General features: G+C 46.2%; 23 protein-coding genes. 18 read left to right on the top strand and 5 right to left on the bottom strand.

The genetic code is table 11. From position 1 onward, the window contains the following. The first annotated feature begins 35 nt into the window (after positions 1 to 35). The 15 genes from MSG36_RS02615 (at position 36) to MSG36_RS02545 (ending at position 11920) form a co-directional block, all read left to right on the top strand. Positions 36 to 683, top strand: coding sequence for a sigma-70 family RNA polymerase sigma factor (locus MSG36_RS02615; protein WP_017060967.1), 648 nt, complete (start codon positions 36 to 38; stop codon positions 681 to 683). Next, positions 676 to 1356 carry a ChrR family anti-sigma-E factor gene (locus MSG36_RS02610; RefSeq protein WP_248366078.1) on the top strand — a complete coding sequence of 227 codons (681 nt, stop codon included), beginning with the start codon at positions 676 to 678 and terminating at the stop codon, positions 1354 to 1356. The genes MSG36_RS02615 and MSG36_RS02610 overlap by 8 nt, the downstream gene beginning before the upstream one ends. A 143-nt stretch (positions 1357 to 1499) precedes the next feature. Then, positions 1500 to 2447, top strand: coding sequence for a DUF523 and DUF1722 domain-containing protein (locus tag MSG36_RS02605; RefSeq protein ID WP_048614107.1), 948 nt, complete (start codon positions 1500 to 1502; stop codon positions 2445 to 2447). After that, positions 2444 to 3859: a deoxyribodipyrimidine photo-lyase gene (gene phrB / locus MSG36_RS02600; RefSeq protein WP_050632591.1), complete on the top strand. Its 1416-nt coding sequence runs from the start codon at positions 2444 to 2446 to the stop codon at positions 3857 to 3859. Before MSG36_RS02605 ends, phrB begins: the two co-directional genes overlap by 4 nt. Positions 3860 to 3873: 14 nt before the next feature. Beyond that, positions 3874 to 4305 carry a nuclear transport factor 2 family protein gene (locus tag MSG36_RS02595; protein WP_248366075.1) on the top strand — a complete coding sequence of 144 codons (432 nt, stop codon included), beginning with the start codon at positions 3874 to 3876 and terminating at the stop codon, positions 4303 to 4305. Continuing rightward, a complete protein-coding gene (locus MSG36_RS02590) occupies positions 4305 to 5036 on the top strand; it encodes an SDR family NAD(P)-dependent oxidoreductase (protein ID WP_059017988.1) in 732 nt (243 codons plus the stop codon). Before MSG36_RS02595 ends, MSG36_RS02590 begins: the two co-directional genes overlap by 1 nt. Positions 5037 to 5038: 2 nt before the next feature. Next, positions 5039 to 6310 carry an FAD-dependent oxidoreductase gene (locus tag MSG36_RS02585; RefSeq protein ID WP_059017987.1) on the top strand — a complete coding sequence of 424 codons (1272 nt, stop codon included), beginning with the start codon at positions 5039 to 5041 and terminating at the stop codon, positions 6308 to 6310. Beyond that, the gene (locus MSG36_RS02580; RefSeq protein WP_017061280.1) at positions 6307 to 7113 is read left to right on the top strand and encodes a DUF1365 domain-containing protein; all 807 of its coding nucleotides are present in this window, start codon (positions 6307 to 6309) and stop codon (positions 7111 to 7113) included. Before MSG36_RS02585 ends, MSG36_RS02580 begins: the two co-directional genes overlap by 4 nt. Positions 7114 to 7218: 105 nt before the next feature. Further along, entirely contained in the window at positions 7219 to 8499 is a 1281-nt protein-coding gene (locus MSG36_RS02575) for a cyclopropane-fatty-acyl-phospholipid synthase family protein (RefSeq protein WP_248366072.1), read from the top strand. Further along, positions 8477 to 8998: a DUF2878 domain-containing protein gene (locus MSG36_RS02570; protein ID WP_248366069.1), complete on the top strand. Its 522-nt coding sequence runs from the start codon at positions 8477 to 8479 to the stop codon at positions 8996 to 8998. Before MSG36_RS02575 ends, MSG36_RS02570 begins: the two co-directional genes overlap by 23 nt. Positions 8999 to 9001: 3 nt before the next feature. Beyond that, positions 9002 to 9577: a chalcone isomerase family protein gene (locus MSG36_RS02565; RefSeq protein ID WP_248366066.1), complete on the top strand. Its 576-nt coding sequence runs from the start codon at positions 9002 to 9004 to the stop codon at positions 9575 to 9577. After that, positions 9574 to 10116, top strand: a complete 543-nt coding sequence (locus MSG36_RS02560; RefSeq protein ID WP_017061276.1) for a DUF3833 domain-containing protein — start codon at positions 9574 to 9576, stop codon at positions 10114 to 10116. The genes MSG36_RS02565 and MSG36_RS02560 overlap by 4 nt, the downstream gene beginning before the upstream one ends. A 246-nt stretch (positions 10117 to 10362) precedes the next feature. Then, a complete protein-coding gene (locus MSG36_RS02555) occupies positions 10363 to 10629 on the top strand; it encodes a hypothetical protein (protein ID WP_048610083.1) in 267 nt (88 codons plus the stop codon). A gap of 245 nt (positions 10630 to 10874) precedes the next feature. Next, a complete protein-coding gene (locus tag MSG36_RS02550) occupies positions 10875 to 11549 on the top strand; it encodes an SDR family NAD(P)-dependent oxidoreductase (protein WP_248336347.1) in 675 nt (224 codons plus the stop codon). Between the two features lie 131 nt (positions 11550 to 11680). Then, positions 11681 to 11920: an RNA-binding protein gene (locus MSG36_RS02545; RefSeq protein ID WP_017061273.1), complete on the top strand. Its 240-nt coding sequence runs from the start codon at positions 11681 to 11683 to the stop codon at positions 11918 to 11920. A 144-nt stretch (positions 11921 to 12064) separates the two neighbouring features. Here the strand turns inward: MSG36_RS02545 and MSG36_RS02540 are convergent, their stop codons facing one another. The 5 genes from MSG36_RS02540 to MSG36_RS02520 all read right to left on the bottom strand — a co-directional run bounded on the left by MSG36_RS02540 (position 12065) and on the right by MSG36_RS02520 (position 15872). After that, complete coding sequence (locus MSG36_RS02540; RefSeq protein WP_248366063.1) at positions 12065 to 12409, bottom strand: ribosome recycling factor family protein; 345 nt, start codon at positions 12407 to 12409, stop codon at positions 12065 to 12067. 175 nt (positions 12410 to 12584) lie between these two features. Continuing rightward, on the bottom strand, positions 12585 to 13817 hold the full coding sequence (locus MSG36_RS02535) for a PatB family C-S lyase (RefSeq protein WP_248366061.1): 1233 nt from the start codon (positions 13815 to 13817) through the stop codon (positions 12585 to 12587). A 122-nt stretch (positions 13818 to 13939) separates the two neighbouring features. Next, positions 13940 to 14407, bottom strand: a complete 468-nt coding sequence (locus MSG36_RS02530) for an OsmC family protein (RefSeq protein WP_248366059.1) — start codon at positions 14405 to 14407, stop codon at positions 13940 to 13942. Between the two features lie 29 nt (positions 14408 to 14436). Continuing rightward, on the bottom strand, positions 14437 to 14829 hold the full coding sequence (locus MSG36_RS02525) for a GFA family protein (protein ID WP_017057647.1): 393 nt from the start codon (positions 14827 to 14829) through the stop codon (positions 14437 to 14439). A gap of 113 nt (positions 14830 to 14942) precedes the next feature. Further along, a complete protein-coding gene (locus MSG36_RS02520; RefSeq protein WP_248366058.1) occupies positions 14943 to 15872 on the bottom strand; it encodes a LysR family transcriptional regulator in 930 nt (309 codons plus the stop codon). Between the two features lie 125 nt (positions 15873 to 15997). Here MSG36_RS02520 and MSG36_RS02515 point away from each other — a divergent pair, with 125 nt between their 5' ends. From MSG36_RS02515 to MSG36_RS02505, 3 genes are all read left to right on the top strand, one after another. Then, entirely contained in the window at positions 15998 to 16681 is a 684-nt protein-coding gene (locus tag MSG36_RS02515) for an SDR family oxidoreductase (RefSeq protein WP_248366056.1), read from the top strand. Between the two features lie 82 nt (positions 16682 to 16763). After that, entirely contained in the window at positions 16764 to 17972 is a 1209-nt protein-coding gene (locus tag MSG36_RS02510; protein ID WP_248366054.1) for an MFS transporter, read from the top strand. A gap of 59 nt (positions 17973 to 18031) precedes the next feature. Next, the gene (locus tag MSG36_RS02505) at positions 18032 to 19120 is read left to right on the top strand and encodes an alkene reductase (protein ID WP_248366052.1); all 1089 of its coding nucleotides are present in this window, start codon (positions 18032 to 18034) and stop codon (positions 19118 to 19120) included. Positions 19121 to 19193 lie beyond the last annotated feature (73 nt).

The raw sequence follows: 19193 nt of genomic DNA, 5'->3' as shown, positions 1-19193 counted from the left end.
TAGTGCCTATCAAATTCGCATGATGGTTAGTTACTATGCAAGTGGAAAGCAGAAGTTCAGGGAACGGCAAGGAGCATGTCATTATTCCCGATAACAAAGTACCTACAGACAACAAAGTACCGACAGAGCTCTCGAGCTGGTTGGTGTTGGTTGGTACAGACCGAGACAAGCAGGCGTTCACCTGTTTGTTCAAGTTCTTCGCTCCTAAGATTAAGCGTTTTGGTATTAGTAAGTTGGGTGGCGAAGCTGCTGCCAACGAGCTAGTTCAAGACACGATGACTAACGTTTGGAAGAAAGCGCATCTCTACAATGTAGATAAAGGCGCTGCGACCACTTGGGTCTATACGGTAATGCGTAATGCAGCGTTCGATATGTTGCGCAAAGTGAAAGCGAAAGCCGAACAAACGATAGCCGACGATATCTGGCCAATCGATGCGATGGTAGCCGAGTCTCAAAGCGAAGATTTGCCATTCGGTGACCATTTGATGAGCCGACACGTAATGACTCAAATAGAAAAGTTGCCTCTCGCTCAGAAAACCATCGTCAAAGGCGTTTATTTTCAAGAGCTGTCTCAAGAGCAACTCGCTCAGCAACTTGGCGTCCCACTTGGAACGGTGAAATCACGTTTAAGACTCGCTTTAGCCAAATTAAAAGTTCACATGGGGGAACAAGACCATGATTAAACATCACCCAAACGCGGCAATCTTGAAAGACTTCGTCGATGGCACGCTGGCTGATTCAGTTTCTTTGATTGTTTCTAGCCATGTAGAACTGTGTGAACACTGCCAACAACAAGTCAAGCAGCTTACCGCTGAAGCAGCTAATAATGCATTTGACGCAGAGCCAGTATTCTCAAACGAAGACCCAGACAGCTTCCTAATGGACGACATGGACTTCGATTTTGACGCGATAGATCAAATCACAGCCGATGCTTCTCAGTCTGTTGAAGTGACTCCAGAGGTTCAGAAAGTAACCGTCGCCGACACGACATTCACAATCCCTCGCGCCCTTAACTCAGTCGCGAGAAAGGACTGGATGAACCTAGGCAAAATTTCACGAGCAAGACTCGATTTTGCTGACGAAGCACACCACACCAGCTTATTGCACATCGACAAAGATGGACAAGTGCCTTGCCACACCCACAAAGGCTTCGAGATCACGCTTCTTCTAGAAGGCAGTTTCGAAGACGAAATGGGCGTTTACAACAAAGGTGACTTCATCTGGTTGGATGGCAATCACACACATCAACCTGCAACAAAAGAGGGTTGTGTCTGTTTAACCGTTTCAAGTGATGCCTTGTACTTCACTAAAGGCGTGAGTCAACTGTTCAACCCACTAGGTAAATACATTTATTAGATTGAAGTATTTACTGGGCTCGTCACAAGACTTGCACAGTTGGCTAGGTAGAAAAGTAAAAACCGAACTAAAGTAATGTGGAATAAGCAACAAACCACATAATATAAGAATAACGATGAGCAATGATCGTAAGGAATTGACCAATGGATAAAAAAATAAAAATAGGCATTAGTGCATGTGTCGCCGGTCATAAAGTTCGGTTCGATACAGGACACAAACGTTCTCGCTTCTGCACAGACGATCTTGCAGATTATGTAGAGTTAGAACCGGTTTGTCCTGAAATGGGCGTCGGCCTTCCAACTCCTCGCCCAACCATTCGTCAAACAAGAATGTTAGATGACATCATTCACGTTTCTCGCCCAGATGGTTCAGGTGATGTGACCAACGAACTGATCGAGTTCGGTCAAAACTACTCAAAGAACAACCAACACATTGCTGGCTTTATTGTGTGTCAGAAAAGCCCAACCTGTGGCATGGAACGCGTGAAGGTGTACCACCACCATGGTCGCGGCTCTGAATCGACTGGCGTAGGCATGTTCACCCAACAAATTATGGACGGTAACCCGTTACTTCCCGTTGAAGAAAACGGCCGCCTTAACGACCCAATTTTGCGTGAAAACTTCATGACTAGAGTATTCACTTACCAAAAATGGCTCGATCTTGTTGATGAAGGCATAACCAAACACAAACTGATTCAGTTCCACAGCGCTCACAAGTACTTAGTCATGTGTCACCACGTTGAGGGATACAAAAGTTTAGGCAAACTGTTAGCGGGTAATGAGTTAGACATCGACGAATTGGCGGCTCAATACATCGAAGGTTTGATGAAGGCGTTATCGCATCATGCTAATCGAGGCAGTCACGCCAATACGCTGCATCACTTGCAAGGTTACTTTAAGAAACAACTGAGTAGCGCTCACAAGCAAGAGCTGACCAACCAGATCGATTCTTTCAGAGAGGGCGTGATTCCACTGCTAGTACCGCTGACACTGATCAATCACTACCTAATGGAATACCCAAACGAGTACTTGGAATCACAGGTTTACCTAAACCCTCACCCACAAGAACTTAAGCTGAGATACGGATATTGAGCGACATTTTATGGATACGACGAGACCTGAGGATTCACGATAACCCAGCGCTCGTCGCAGCAATTGAAAACGGCGTATCTATCGCCGTTTTTATTTCAACCCCACAGCAATGGCAGCAACACCACCTTGCACCAATCAAAGCTGATTTCATCTATCGTCATCTAAAACAACTCGATTCCCAGCTCGCTGAATTCGGGATGACTTTGCTTCACCTGAAAGCGACCGATTTTGATGACCAATCCAAACAGCTCATCGACTTATGCCAGCAGCTTGATGCCAAGTGCGTCTACGCTAACTCTGAGCCAGAGGTCGATGAACAGGCTCGCGATAAAAAGCTAATTTCAAGCGGCTTAAACCTCAAGATGAGCGATTGTGACGTTATGTTGCCACTCGGTAGCGTTCTCAACAAACAAGGCGAGATGTTCAAAGTCTTTACGCCCTTTAAGAACGCTTGGCTAAAAGAAGTTCAGGTGAAAGGCATCATCTGCAGTCCAGCTCCTGTCGAGTCAGCTGAACGTTCACAAACACAGCTTCCTGACAACTTACAAACCTTAACCCTCTCCGCTGACTATGATTTCGACTTTCCTCGTGTTGATTCAAGTCGCTGGCCATTAAGCCAAGATGTATTGGGCAATGTGATCCCCAATTTCTTAGGCAATAAAGTCAACGACTACGCACGTCTGAGAGACATTCCCTCGGTTAAAGGGACATCGGGGCTATCACCTTATTTAGCGATTGGCGCCGTGAGCCCACGTTGGTTAGCGATTCAATTGATTCAGCAACAACCCGATCTGTTATTTGATACGCAATTACCGGCCTTTTGTTGGCTCAATGAATTGATTTGGCGAGATTTTTATAAGCATTTGATGTTCCACCATCCTAAACTGGTTAAAGGCGCTAACTTTCAGCAAAAATACAATGGTTTAGATTGGTATCACGATCACCCTAGCTTCAAAGCTTGGTGCGAAGGAAAAACAGGATATCCATTGGTCGATGCAGCAATGCGTCAACTGGTTGAAACGGGCTGGATGCACAACAGGCTAAGAATGGTGGTGGCAAGCTTCCTAACCAAGCACCTGCTTATTGACTGGCGTTGGGGCGAGCGTTTCTTTATGTCACACCTTATCGACGGTGACTTTAGTGCCAACAATGGTGGCTGGCAGTGGGCTTCAAGTACTGGCTGTGATGCTCAACCTTACTTCCGAATTTTCAATCCAATCACCCAGAGTGAAAAGTTTGATCCAAAAGGAATTTTTATTCGTAAGTACATACCAGAGCTGCAAAATATCCCAGATAAGCATGTGCATTTCCCACATGAATTTATCGCAAAAAACGGAATAGACAGCGAATACTGGCAACCCATCGTTGAGCATAAAGAAGCACGATTGAGAGCCTTAGCCTTCTTCAAATAATTAGAGTGAATATTATGGATAACTCTCTATGGCTTGATAACTTTCTCAACATGTATCGAGAACTCGGAACCGACAATTTCGACGTGCTTAAGACGGTTTATCACCCTGATATTGAATTCCAAGATCCGCTGCATCATGTCAGCGGTATTTCGGCGCTTACGCACTACTTCGAGAACCTCTACACCCAAGTAACCAACTGTTACTTTCATATCGAACACACTTTCGAAGCGAACGACGAAGCTTCTGTTTACTGGACGATGCAATTTGCTCACAAGCAATTAAATGGGCAAAAGCCGATCGAAGTACAAGGACACAGCCACCTTAAGATGCTCGACGGTCAAGTGGTCTACCACAGAGACTACCTCGACGTCGGCTCTATGTTGTACGAACACATTCCAGTGCTGGGCTGCGCGATCAAATCCATCAAAAAGAGGGCGAGCCGATAATGCGTATTATGATTACAGGCGCGACCTCAGGTATCGGCCAATCCCTCGCTAAAGATTATGCTCAGCAAGGGCATCAGGTGATTGCTTGTGGCCGTAACCCAGAAAAGCTGCAAGCCTTAGTTGATTCGCACGAGACAGACGTCGCGCATTCATCCATTACGCCGCTTTGTTTCGACCTGACTGATTACCACAACTTCCCAGAACTCGACCAAGACAAACCGCTCGATCTGCTGATTTTAAATGCGGGTGATTGTGAGTACATCGACGACCCAGTGAACTTTGATGCCGAGCTGTTCGAGCGCGTCATCAACATAAACCTAATTTCAATTGGCTACGCTCTTAAAGCCTGGTTAAAAAACATCAAGCCCGGCGGCCGTTTGGTTTTAGTCAGCTCCAGCGCCAGCTTTTTACCTTTGCCAAGAGCCGAGGCTTATGGCGCTTCAAAGGCAGCCCTCACCTACTTAGGCAGAACACTTTCGGTTGATCTGGCAACGCACAACATTCATGTCTCAATTGTGCACCCAGGCTTTGTTGAAACGCCATTAACCGAGCGAAATACGTTCTCTATGCCTATGATTATTAGTAGTGAGGCCGCAACTCAGCGAATCGTAAATGGTATCGCTCAAGGAAAGAGTGAAATCGATTTCCCAAGACGATTCATCATGTTGATGAAGCTACTAAGAATGCTTCCAACTCCAGTTTGGCAGAAACTCGCTTCAAGGATGGTATAACAATGAAGAAAATCGCCATTATTGGTTCAGGTATCTCTGGACTCACTTGCGCGCATATATTAGATAAGCACCACGACGTAACAGTATTCGAAAAGAATGATTACGTTGGGGGGCACACCGCGACCGTTGATATTGAACATCAAGGCTCGGCGTTTTCGATAGATACAGGTTTCATCGTATTCAACGATCGAACCTACCCAAATTTCAATCAGCTTCTAGAACAACTCGGTGTTGAAAGGCAACCGACCGAGATGAGCTTCAGCGTCCACAACACCACCACCAAGTTTGAGTACAACGGCCACAGCATTAATTCGCTATTCGCGCAGAGGAGTAACATCTTCAAACCTCAGTTCTGGTCTTTAGTGTCTGACATTCTGAAATTCAACAAACTGTGTAAGGCTCAGTTTGAAAGCAATAAATTCACACCAGACGTTACCCTTGGCAGCTTCCTACGAGATAATCAATTTTCCGATTTTTTCAGCCAGCACTATATCCTACCGATGGGCGCGGCGATTTGGTCGACAAGCTTGGAAGAGATGGAAGAGTTTGAGCTAAAGTTCTTCATCCAGTTTTTCTACAACCATGGATTGCTCGATATCGCCAACCGTCCTCAGTGGTATGTGATTCCAAAGGGATCGCGTTCTTATGTTGAAATCATCCTTTCACGCTTAAACAAACCCGTTGCACTCAATACATCGATTAAACAAGTGACTCGCCAAGAAACAGGCGTCACGATTGAATTTGAAGATGGCAGCACACAAGACTTCGACGAAATAATCTTTGCTTGCCACTCAGACCAAGCCTTACGCTTGCTTGGTGATGCAACAGAACAAGAACAACAGGTACTGGGCGAGATCCCATACAGTCGCAATGAAGTGGTTCTGCACACCGATACTCGCTTGTTACCAGACAGGAAACTGGCTTGGGCAAGCTGGAACTACATGTTGGATGGTGACAGTAAACGACCTGCTTGTGTCACTTACAACATGAACATTCTGCAAGGCATTGAAAGCCAAGACACCTTCTGTGTCACCTTGAATCAAAGCGAAGCCATCAACCCAGAAAAAATCATTCGCAGCTTTGTTTATCATCACCCGGTACTTAATTCGAACACGGTCGAAGCTCAGCACAAGCGTGAGCAGATCTGTGGCAAAAACCAGACGCACTTTGCTGGGGCTTATTGGTATAACGGCTTCCATGAAGACGGTGTCCACAGTGCACTCGATGTGACCAAACGCTTCGGTTTAGATTTGAGTACGAGTTCCGCGCTATGAACAGTCAAACCCTGACACCCGAGATGGGGATCGCATCCGAAAAGAGTGAAGAGCTCAGCGGTATCTATTGGGGTAACGTCAGACATCGCCGATTTGGTGACATCACCCATGAGTTCAGCTATCAGCTGTATATGATGGGGTTAGATCTTGATGAGCTGCCCCAAACCACAGCGCGCAGTGCGCTGTTCGGAACTCGATGGTACAACCCGATTCGCTTTGTCGAATCGGATTATCTCGCTGAAAAAAAAGAAAATGTCACCACGGATGAACCAAAATCACTTAAGCAACGTATAGCTTCCAAAGTGCAACAACTTGGTGGGGTTTGGTCTGATTCAAACCGTGTGACGATGCTGGCCCAGTGCCGCTGTTTAGGCATCTATTTCAGCCCAATTAACTGTTTCTTCTGTTATGACGAAACTGGAGATTGTAAGTACATGTTGGCTGAAGTGAGTAATACGCCTTGGCGAGAAAGACACTACTATCTCATCGACATGCACCAAGAGTTGAAGGTAAAAAAAGAGTTTCACGTTTCGCCGTTCATGGACTTGAACATGACTTATTTTTGGAAAATTAAGCCACCAGCGAAACGCACGTTAGTTCACATCGAAAGCCGCCGAGACGACAAGCTTTTCGATGCGACACTGGCTCTGACGAAGCAGTCAGTAACCAAGACAAACATTAGACGAACGGTATTCAAGATTCCGGCGATGACGATAAAAGTCGTGATGGGAATTTATTATCAGGCTCTCAAATTATTCCTGAAAAAAGTACCGTTTGTGGCGCATCCAGACTCAACATCTTAAGCGCTTAAAACAGAAATCGATTCTAGCTTGGGTTCGCTCCAGCCGAGGAGCAGAACTCAGCTTAGTTGGCACAAAATATTAGAATGAGTTATCAGCGAGGTTTACATGGAACAGCTTGCCAAACAAAACAACAATATTGAACAACAAGCTAAAGCCGTTGCTGTTTCAAGCAACTGTAAATATCGAGCTTTAATCTTTAAGGTTTTAGAAAGCCTGCAATTCGCAACGCTTGAGATCATTGAGCGCGACCAGCATTCGGTGTTCGGTGATCGAGAAGCCGAACTGAAAGGTCGAATCGTGATTCATGATGCGACCTTTTTTAGAGATGTCGTCATCAACGGCAGTATCGGCGCATCTGAAGCGTACATCGATGGTAAATGGACCAGCCCAAATCTAACGCGTGTGATTCAAATCATGGCTCGTAACCAAGCCCAATTAGATGAGCTTGATGACAAGACACAGTGGATTTCTCGCATCAAAAACCTCTTGCTGCGTCGTAAGAATGCCAACACCGAACAAGGCTCTAAGCGCAACATTCTCGCACACTACGATATTGGCAATGAACTGTATGAGCGCTTCTTAGACAGCTCGATGCAATACTCTTCCGCTATCTACAGCGAAGACGCAGAAACCTTGTCGAAGGCTCAACAAAACAAAATGAAAACTATCTGTGAGCGACTAGAACTGTCTGAGAAAGATAGCGTGGTCGAGATAGGCACAGGTTGGGGCGGCTTAGCCATCTTCATGGCACAACACTACGGTTGCCATGTCACCACTACCACGATTTCAGATGCCCAACATGCGCTTGCTGAACAGAGAGTAGAAGCACTTGGTTTAACCGACAAAATCACCTTGCTTAAAGAGGACTATCGCAACCTCACCGGTGAGTATGACAAGTTGGTTTCGATCGAGATGATAGAAGCGGTCGGCCATGAGTATCTACAAACCTTCTTTGAAAAATGTTCGTCGCTACTTAAGCCCTCAGGCAAGATGCTGATTCAAGCAATTACTATTGCTGACAGCCGCTACGATAAATACCGTAAGGGTGTCGACTTTATTCAAAAGTACATCTTCCCCGGCGGTTGTTTACCTTCAGTTTCAGTGATGACCCAACACCTTGCGACCAGTACAGACCTTGTGGTTCAAGAAATTGATGACATTGGCCTGCACTACGCTCGAACGCTGAATGATTGGAACATCGCCTTTGAAAATAGTTGGGAAGAGTTAGAGTCCCTCGGCTATTCGGAAGAGTTTAAGCGCTTGTGGATCTTCTACTTCTGCTACTGTGAAGGCGCATTCAAAGAGCGCGTGATCAGCACTCATCATGTCGTCGCAAGAAAACCTCGTTACTTTGGAGCAAAAGATGAAGCGGTTTTGGATTATTAATCTCGTACTGTTTCAAGCGACCTGGGTTTGCAGTGCCTTCTTTACCGCGCAAGCCCCGTTCGTCACACCACTGATTGTAGTGGTTCACTTCCTTCTATCACCGACTCGCAGTAGCGATTTGAAGATACTCATTTTATTACCATTGGGGCTATTGCTTGATAGCCTCTTACTTCACTTCGGCGTGTTTGCCGTCGACTCTGAAATTGCTAATCAATCGTGGTTCCCTGTGTGGCTTGTTTGCCTGTGGATCATGTTCTTAATCAGTTTTAACCACAGCCTAAATTGGCTAGTAAAATGCTCGAAAGTGATCTTGTTTGTCATAGGGTTCGTAGCAGGTACTAGTAGTTATTGGGGAGGCATCAAAGCAGGTGCTCTTCTTACTACTTGGCCAGATGCATCGGTAGTTGCTGCCCTTGCAATAAGTTGGGGGATTTTGTTGCCCTTACTGGTGGCCGGCTACTCCAACTTAATACAACCTAAAATGGCAATAACGAGGTGACTTATGGCTTATCCACGCAACCCGACACAAACGTTCAAACCTGAGCGAGGTATTGTTCGCCCTCATCAGCAAGCAAAAAACACACTTTTAAGCTTTATTACTCTCTCGTTAATCTTTGCTGCGCTGTTACTTGCCGGAAACGCTAAAGCCTCTGCTGTCGATGATTTAAGCAAACGTGGGGAAGGTGAAATGAGTTACCTGTTTTGGACTCTCTACTCCGCAGAGTTCTACGCGACTCCAACCAACTCCGAACGAGCTTTGAAGCTTGAGTATTACCGCTCTATCGATAGCAAAGACCTCGTAGACGCGACCGAAGATCAGTGGAACAAGCTTGGCTACTCTAACAGCAACATTCAACGTTGGTTGAAACCCTTGTACGCGATGTGGCCGAACGTGGAAGAAGGAAGCACACTCACGATTCGTGTCGCTGAAGATAACGTAAGTCGTTTTTATTTCGATGAACAACCGATCGGCACTATCCAAGACAAGCAATTTGGTGAAGCGTTTCTAGCGATTTGGTTATCTGAAAACACCTCTGAACCCGGTCTCCGTAAACAACTTTTAGGTTTGAACAAATGAATCCAAAAACAACAATAATAAAATTCGCTCTGGCATTTTTTTCACTCACTTGGCTAGTGGGCTGTGGCTCTGCAAGTTTAGAAGACCATGTCGACACTACGCCAGAGCTCAAGCTTGAAACCTTTTTTAATGGCGAGCTCATGGCCTACGGCATGGTGCTCGACCGCTCTGGTAACCTACTGCGCCGCTTCGATGCCAAACTGATCGCGACTTGGGACGGCGACAACGGAGAGATAAAAGAGTGGTTCTCTTTTGCTGATGGCGAGCGCTCAACTCGCGTTTGGAATCTGATAAAAACAGGCGAAAACACCTATTCAGGCACCGCCAACGATGTCGTTGGAACCGCTTATGGTGAGACCCAAGGTTCAGCGCTGTATTGGAAATATGATCTAGAAATTGAAGTAGACGGCAGCACCTATGAAGTGGTGCTCGACGATTGGATGTTCTTGATGGACGACAAGCGCTTGTTCAACAAGACTGAGATGTCCAAGTTTGGCTTTAAAGTCGGAGAAGTCATCTTATACATCGAGAAGATTTGATTTAGCTGCGGTTTCTGATTCTTAGTTTTAAATCGATGACTACATCTACAGTACGTAGCGAAACAGCCCACAACGAAAATTGTGGGCTGTTTTGTTTGATCCCTCGAATAGCATACCTGCATGCTCAAGCCATTGTGCTAAGATGCGCCACCAGCATACAAATGGACTAAACTGACACTAAGCAGTTCCCATTTGTTTCGCTAAGCGTAGATTCCCTACCATGAATAATTGAAAAGGCTTTAAAGCATGAGCAAGTTGACCTCAGCGGAGCGTAAAGCTCGCGACAATGAACGTTTCTCACAACGCGTAAACGACCGCAGAGAAAAAGGTGAAGACGTAGTTGCTTACGCACTGACCAACAAAAAAGCTGTAAAATTCCTGACTAAGTCAGAGAAAAAACGTTTCAACGAAACGAGAGCGACTCTGCAAGAAGAGAAGCGAGTGAAAGAACAAGAAGAGCTTAACCGAATCGAAGACGCGTTCACGATCAAACAGTTCGACGACGAAAAATAATCACTTATGATTACTCAAAAGCGCTGGCTCTTATGCCGGCGCTTTTACTTATTAGTTCTGCTACTTTGTAGCGGTGTTATTTCTGACCAACCCCGTCGATTCTTAACGACTTTTCCCCACACTATTATTTCAACCCTACCGTTCAACCTATCAACCAGGCTATCGATCAACTTTAGCCATAGATCTCAGAAAATCTTAGCCTAGCCCCTTACTATCTCGAATCAACTCTACAAATTTAAGACAGTATGATTTTAATTACCGGATCAAGCAGCGGTTTAGGTGCAGCTCTCGCGAAACAATATGCTAACGCCGCAACAGACGCTCAGCGCGTAGCCATCACAGGTCGCAATGCACAACGTTTAGCAGAAGTGGCGCAAGGCCTGCCTGCGAATACCATTAGCCAAGCGTGTGATCTCTGTGACCCGCACTCAGTGAGCGAGTTATTGGATGCGTTACCTGAAATGCCGAAGCTGGTGATCCACAGTGCTGGCAGTGGCTACTTCGGTAAAATAGAACAGCAAGACCCAGCCACCATCAGCGACATGCTGAAGAACAATATCGAGTCTTCGATCTTTTTGATTCGCGAGCTTGTGCAGCGCTACAAAGATCAATCGGTCACCATTGCTGTGGTGATGTCGACGGCGGCACAAGGTGCTAAAGCGGAAGAGTCCACCTACTGCGCGGCAAAATGGGCCGTGAAAGGCTTTATCGAATCGGTAAGGTTGGAGCTAAAAGGTCATCCGATGAAAATCGTCGCGGTTTATCCTGGAGGAATGGCGACCGAGTTTTGGAATACAAGCGGTAAAGACATGGATACCTCGAGCTTTATGACCGCGCAAGAAGCCGCTCAGATGCTGCAACAGGCATTGACCAGCACAGAGCATGGATTCGTATCAGATATCACGATAAACCGCGGCTAGCAGGTAAACAGCTCGCTTAATCGGTAAATAGAGCGACGCGTTACCAAAGAAATGATTAGAGTAATTATTTGTGAGGGTGAGCATGAAAGTGTGCGACAATGCTCGGCGTAAATTCATATTCAAGGTTTATTATGAAACTTCTAGTTCGTAACCTATCGCGCTCTACCTCTGAGCAAGACATCCGTGTGCTATTTTCTGAGTTTGGCTCAGTAAAAGAGTGCAGCCTAGTTTTAGACCAAGAAACTGGCGACTCAAAAGGCTTTGCTTTTGTTGAAATGCCAGAGCAAGAAGAAGCTAAAGCAGCACTAAACAAGCTGAACTTGTCAAAGCTTGGCAAAAACACGATTCGTGTAAAAGTAGCGAACTCTTAATCGAGTCAATGCTTCATAAGCCGCATGGCTTAGCTTAACAGCAGCACAGATGATAAAGCCCGTAACGATATGACGTTTTCCAGCGCAATATCGTTACGGGCTTTTTGCTGCTCGCAATTCTCTTTTCACACGATTTGAATACGCCTACAGACCTTCATGTTCATCAATAGCACGTCTTGCTTCTACCATTGAACATCCAGATTCCATCACCAGCTGGGCGACAGTCATTGAAGGTGTAGCGGCCAACAGAGATGCCAAACACACCACGGGGTTAGGCAGCACTTTGTCAATTGCAATTGCTATCCAACCGTCTTTTTCATGGGTTAACATCGTTTTAAATTCAACGAGTTGATGCTCTTGAGCGACCAACAGCCAATTACGCGAACGACGAACTCGTTTCAACTGACATCCACATTCCGCAGCATTCGCCATCACTTGGCTTTTATCACTCACACGATGTACAAAACTATTCAATGGGACGCTAAACATAACTCTCTGCTAACCAATCTATTCCTACCATTCAAGAGCTCTCTACCTATCTCTCAGAACTTTCTAACTGTCACTCAATTAAAACCGTACATAGGATTACACAGACACAAAAAAACCGCCAGTGATGCACTAAGCAGCCTCACGGTTTTTCGTTCTTTAGAGCCTAACGCTCGATTCAGCAGCAGCTTTTTGAAGCGCCGCTATCACAACAAGTTGAAGAAGTCTGATTTCCTCGCTCAAAGCCATCAATCGCGTCTGCTAAAGCCGTAAATGATTGCTCGATATTATCGCGTGAAGTGGCAATGTTCATTCGCATGAAGTTAGGGCTTTGCGCACCAAACCAACCACCTGGGGTTAAGCCCATTTTAGCCTGCTCAAACACCACATTTTTTAGCTCTTCTTCCGAAAAATCCAAGCCTGAGAAATCAAACCACACTTGGTAAGTGCCTTGCGGTTGGAAGACCTTTAACTGAGGAATGCGCTGCTCCGCAAACTCAGTGATCCATTTCACCGTGTCTTGCAGATACACCAACATGCCATCTAGCCACTCTCCACCTTTCTCAAAGGCCGCCACGGTTGCAAACGTGCTGAACGCATTACCATGATCAAGATACATCGCCACCACATTGGTTTTGAACGCTTCAAACAACTCATTATTGTTGGTGTACACATAGCCGTTTGAGATGCTGTGCATGCCGAAGGTTTTCGCCGGAGAACCAATCAAGGCAATGACCTTGTCGTAATCGAAGCTGGTTAAGCTCGTAAAAGCGTGACCTTCAAAAATAATGTCGGAATGGACTTCGTCGCTGATGATCAGCACGTCGTGGCGCTTGGCGATTTCGATGATTTGTTCAAGCTCTTGAGCTGTCCACACTCGCCCAGTCGGGTTATGCGGATTACAGAAAATCATCGTCTTCACTTGTTGTTCGATGATCTGTTGCTCCATACCATCGAAATCAATCTGATAACGCTGTCCGTCATTAGTCAACGGGCTATTCACGACCTGACGACCTGCTTTATTCACCAAATTAGCAAACTGATGGTAAGCCGGCGTATGAATAAGCACACCATCACCCTCATTGGTAAACTGGCGCAGTAACAACGCTATGCCTGGTAAGACTCCCGGAACCTGAACGAATTTATCAGCAGACAGGCTTAAACCATGACGCTTTGAATACCATTGTGATAGCGCCTCAAACACTGCCTGTTCATTGAACTCATAAGAGTACACACCGCGCTTAACCAAGCGATTAAGCTCTTGAGTGATCGGTTCCGCTACCTGAAAATCCATATCGGCAACCCAGTAAGGAAATACATCGGTGGTGTTGTAAATGCTCTCTAGCATCTCTGGTTGGCTTTTGATAAACGCATTTTCACCGTAATTCGATGCACTGTTAAACGCTGTCATGGAGGTGTCCTCAAATAGTGTGTTCGGTCTTTTTGCAATCAACGAAATTGCATGAATACCCTTAAGACGATAGCGAGATAAAAAGGACGAAGCTTTTAAAGAAATCTTGTGATTGTTTTAAATCAATCTCTCATCTCGACCACAATCTCTGTTTTTACTGAGTTCGCGATAAAGCAGTTTTTGTGTGCCAAGTGATGCAGTTTGTCGAGTTGTTTGGCGGTTGGTATCTTAGATCCGGAGAACACAATGTCAGGTCGCAGAGTCACCTTAGTGACAGACGAGCGGCCTGATTCATCTTCTTCCAGCACACCAATCGCATCATCCACATAAGAGTCGATCACGTACTTCTGCTTTGCGGCAATGCCCAAAAACGTCAGCATATGACAGCTAGAAAGTGCCGCAATAAACGCTTCTTCAGGGTCAACATTCGCTTCCACCGAAAACGGCAGTGGCACAACATGTGGAGAGGACGAAGCTGGCACAGTAACACCACCATCGAACTCCCACGTATGACCGCGACTGTATTGATTGTCGCTAAAGGCTTCATCTTCTGCTTTTTTCCAGCGAATGATCGCTCCATATTCAGACATAATTTCTTCCCTTTTTAATACTCAATAAATTAACGATCAGCTGGATGATTGACACCATCGTTGGTCACCACATCACCAATATCAAAAGGATTCACCCCTTCCAAACAGCCGATGTTAAAACCGTATTCGTTTGGGCTAGAACGGCGTTGGTGATGGGTATAGATGCCACAGTTTGAGCAGAAATAATGCTTCGCGGTATTGGTATTAAATTGATAAAGCTTGAGATGCTCTGCACCTTTGAGGATCTTGATGCCATCCAGCGCAACAGAGCCCACAATCGCTCCCCTGCGACGACAGATAGAGCAATCACAGCGGCGTGGTTTTTCTATCCCGTTAGGTAAGCTGAGCTCTAGTTCAACCGCACCGCAATGGCAGGTTGCCTTGTGAAAAGGTTGGATGACCGTATCTCCGACGACTTTCATTTCTCTCTCCAATCACATCCTTATGTTGGTCGTATCATAACCAGTTCAATGTCCTCTGTCCGTAGCCGGGTGCTGAGTTCGAGAGATCTGTCATGCGCAGCTTCTCGACTAATCTAACTAGACTTTTCAACCAAATCGTTAAAGCGTTCAAACAGAAAATCAAGAAACAGCCGGATACGCTTCGGCTGATACTTCTTGCTGATATACACCACATTCAAATCGGCACTCGACACCGACATCGCGGTATTGAAGTTCTTCATGTAGCCATTGAGTAGCGTCACAAGGCGCTGGTTATTGATGTCGTCTTGCACATCCAGCACCGATTTAAGAGCAATGCCCTCGCCTTTTAATGCCCAATAACGGATCACTTCGCCATCGTCTGAAAATCGCTTCGGAACAACGGTAATCGACTTCTTCATATCATGATCTTGGAAGTGCCATGTCTTGAGCTCTTCATTGCTGCGCAGCATGGCTAAACAATCGTGATCAACCAAATCTTGTGGTGTTAACGGTGTTCCATGCTTGGCAAGATATTCAGGAGAAGCACACAGCACACGTCGGCTTGGTGACAAGCGTCTGGATATCAAACTGCTGTCGACCAATTCACCATAACGAACCACGATATCCATGCCAGATTCAGCAATGTTCGAGAGGTTATCGTTCAAGTAGAGGTAAGGGATCACGTCGGGATATTGCTGACAGAACTCAGAGAGAATAGGAAGAATGTACTGCTTTCCAATGTCTTTCGGTGCAGCGATTTTGAGTGGACCTTTGACCTCTTTGACGCCATTTTGAATTAGGTTTTCAGCCTCGCTGACATTATCCAATATCTCCAGACACGCCTTGTGATACAGCTCGCCGGAGTCAGTTAAAGACACATGTCGCGTGCTTCGATTCAACAACTTCACACCATATCGCTCTTCCAGTGCCTGCAGCCTTGCCGTCATGGTCGCAGGTGATAAGCCTAGCTCCCGCCCTGCTGCAGCCAAACCTTGATGTTTTACGATACTGACGAACATCGCCATGTCTGAAAACTTATCCATGCTACTTCTTCCTCGCTACATTGTTCACTTCATCCGAATAATGAATTCATATTTTAGTCAATTATCAAAATTAATCGAATAAATATAATGACAACCATCAGCAGAACAACGCAGGAATTCAGAGCATGACTAACGAATCGACAAATCAAGAGCAACGCACTTTCGTCATCATTGGTGGCACATCAGGCATCGGTAATGCACTCGCGATGAAATTGAGAAACGAAAACAACACAGTGCACGTCGCTAGCCGACATACAGGCCTTGATATCAGCAATGAAAAATCAATTTGTGAATACTTTGAATCGATTGGCGTGTTTGACCACTTAATCGTAACGGCTGGCTCATCCGCTCCCGCAGGAAAAGTAACAGACGTAGCAACCGCAGACGCTAAGACAGCTTTTGACACTAAGTTTTGGGGCAGCTTAAACGTAGCCAAACATGCCGCACGCTACATGACGCCAAACGGCTCTATAACGCTCACGACGGGCATGTTGTCACGCAAAGTAGTAGCTGGCACTTACGTAAAAACCGCCATCAACGCCGCGCTAGAAAGCGTAACCAAAATACTGGCGAAAGAGCTATCACCCATTCGCGTCAATGCCATTAGCCCCGGCCTGACCATGACGGAAGCCTACAAAAACATGGACGACTCTGCTCGTGCAAGCATGTACGACAACGCCAAAAACAATCTACCTGCAGGCAAGGTTGGCGAGCCTTCAGAGGTGGCTATGGGTTACCTATTCGCGATTAACAACCCATACGTAACAGGGTCAATCATCGACATCGATGGCGGCGCTCTACTCGGCTAACACCCCGCAAAGACATAAAGAACAATCGTTAGGGTGTTATCTCAACGTCCTAACAAACAAGAATTTACATAGGTAACTCATCATGAAATCAAAAGCCATGACACAAGAAAAGATGCCATTCCAAGTTTGGATACTGACACTCGCAGCATTTGCAATCGGCACCGCTGAGTTTGTTATCGCAGGCATTCTCCCACAGATCGCCACATCACTTTCAATCACAGAAGGTCAAGCTGGCTACCTTATCAGTGCTTACGCGTTGGCTATCGTTATCGGCGGTCCGATCTTAACCATCTACCTTGCGCGCTTTAACAAGAAGATGGTGCTGATTGGCTTAATGGCACTGTTCATCATCGGCAACGTATTATCCGCGTTAGCGCCAAGCTATCCATTACTACTGGCGAGCCGTGTTATCGCAGGCTTAGTGCAAGGCCCTTTCTATGGCATCGGTGCGGTTGTTGCGACCAACTTAGTGTCTGAAAAAATGGCAGGCCGTGCCGTTGGCCAAATGTTCGCAGGCTTAACGCTCGCTAACGTTCTTGGCGTTCCAGCGGGTACGTGGGTTAGCTTGCAATTCGGCTGGCACACCACCTTCTTCACAGTGGCAGCTCTTGGCACCATCGCAATGATTTCAATCCTGACATCGATCCAATCGACCGGTCACATTGAAGCAAAAGACATCAAAACTCAGCTGTTAGCGTTCAAAAACCCAATGCTGCTGATCAGCTTGGCAATCACTGCTTTTGCTTGGTCTGGCTTCATGACGCTTTACGGATACCTTGCGCCAATCGCTATGCACATCACCGGCTACGGTCAAGAGTCTGTTACTTGGATCTTGGTGATTGTGGGTGTCGGCTTAATCATCGGTAACACCTTGGGCGGACGTTCTTCAGATAAAAACCTAGGCAAAGCTTCAATGTTTTGGGCCGTCGCAATGATCGTTTCATTGGTTGTAGTTGGCCTTGTGGTAGACAACAAAATCCTATTCGTTGCCGCGGCATTTATCTTTGGTATTGCATCATTTGCCAACGTTCCAGCCATGCAACTTCGAGTGATGAACAACGGTGGCGAAGGCCAAGAGCTAGCAGCAACCGCGAATATCTCAGCGTTTAATTTAGCCAATGCCTTTGGTGGATTCCTTGGCGGCATGGTTCTCGACAGCCAACTAGGCGCAGGCATGATTCCATTCGCAGCCGTTGTTGTCCCAGTGATTGGTTTGCTGCTAATAGCCAAAGCCAACCGAGCTGAAAAGCCACAGAGCAACTCTATTTTCAGCCCAGCAGAAAGCAAATAACACGACTTATCGCCCCAATACAAAAAGAAAGATCACAGCATTAAAACAAGGTAGAAACCATGAACAAACTATTCGAAACATCAGAACTGAAAGGCCTAGAACTGCAAAACCGCGTGGTTATGGCACCCATGACACGCGCTCGTACTAGCCAACCAGGAAACGTGCCAAACGACATGATGGCAACCTATTACCAGCAACGCGCAAGTGCAGGGCTTATCATCACTGAAGCGACACAAATTTCAGATGACTCTCAAGGTTACTCATTCACACCCGGCGTCTATACCGATGCACAAATCGAAGGTTGGAAGTCAGTAACAACCGCAGCAAAAGCACAAGGTGCCGCGATATTCTGCCAACTATGGCACGTAGGCCGAGTATCACACCCTACGTTTCAAAAAGGCGAGTTGCCGATAGCCCCTTCAGCGCTGGCGCCAATCGAAACTCAGGTTTGGATCTCTGATGAGAATGGAAACGGCAACATGGTCGATTGCATCCAACCAAGAGAGATGACCCAAGCAGACATCGACCGTGTTGTTAAAGATTTTGCTAACTCAGCGAAAAAAGCGGTCGAGGCAGGGTTTAACGGCGTCGAGATCCACGGCGGTAATGGCTACCTTATTGATCAGTTCCTAAGAACCAACTCAAACAAACGCACCGACAACTACGGTGGCAGCCGTGAGAACCGACTTCGCTTTCTAATTGAAGTCGTGGATGCGGTAATTGAAGCGATTGGTGCTGACAAAGTGGGCGTACGTTTAGCCCCATTCATCACCTTCAAAGACATGAACTGCCCAGACATCGTTCCAACGATTTTAGAAGCGTCAAAGGAACTGCAAGCTCGTAATATCGCTTATCTACACCTATCAGAAGCCGATTGGGATGATGCGCCTGTGATACCGGAAAGCTTCCGTGTGGAACTAAGAGAACTGTTCTCTAACACCATCATCGTTGCTGGCAGCTACACACCAGAACGCGCCGAAGAAGTGTTAAGCAAAGGCTACGCCGATCTCGTCGCATTCGGTCGCCCATTCGTTGCAAACCCAGATTTGGTATCACGCTTACAAAACGGCAGCGAACTATCAGAACTTGATGGCGCTACGTTATTCGGCGGCAACGAAAAAGGCTATATCGATTATCCGGCGTTGTAGTTGTATAGCATTAAACACGCACCAAGCCTGCATGAGTCCTGCAGGCTTGCCTCTTTAGAAACGTGACCAATCC

The organism is Vibrio sp. 1CM8B (assembly GCF_023161685.1).
GTDB lineage: Bacteria > Pseudomonadota > Gammaproteobacteria > Enterobacterales > Vibrionaceae > Vibrio > Vibrio coralliirubri.
This window is presented reverse-complemented; position numbering and strand designations above follow the sequence as displayed.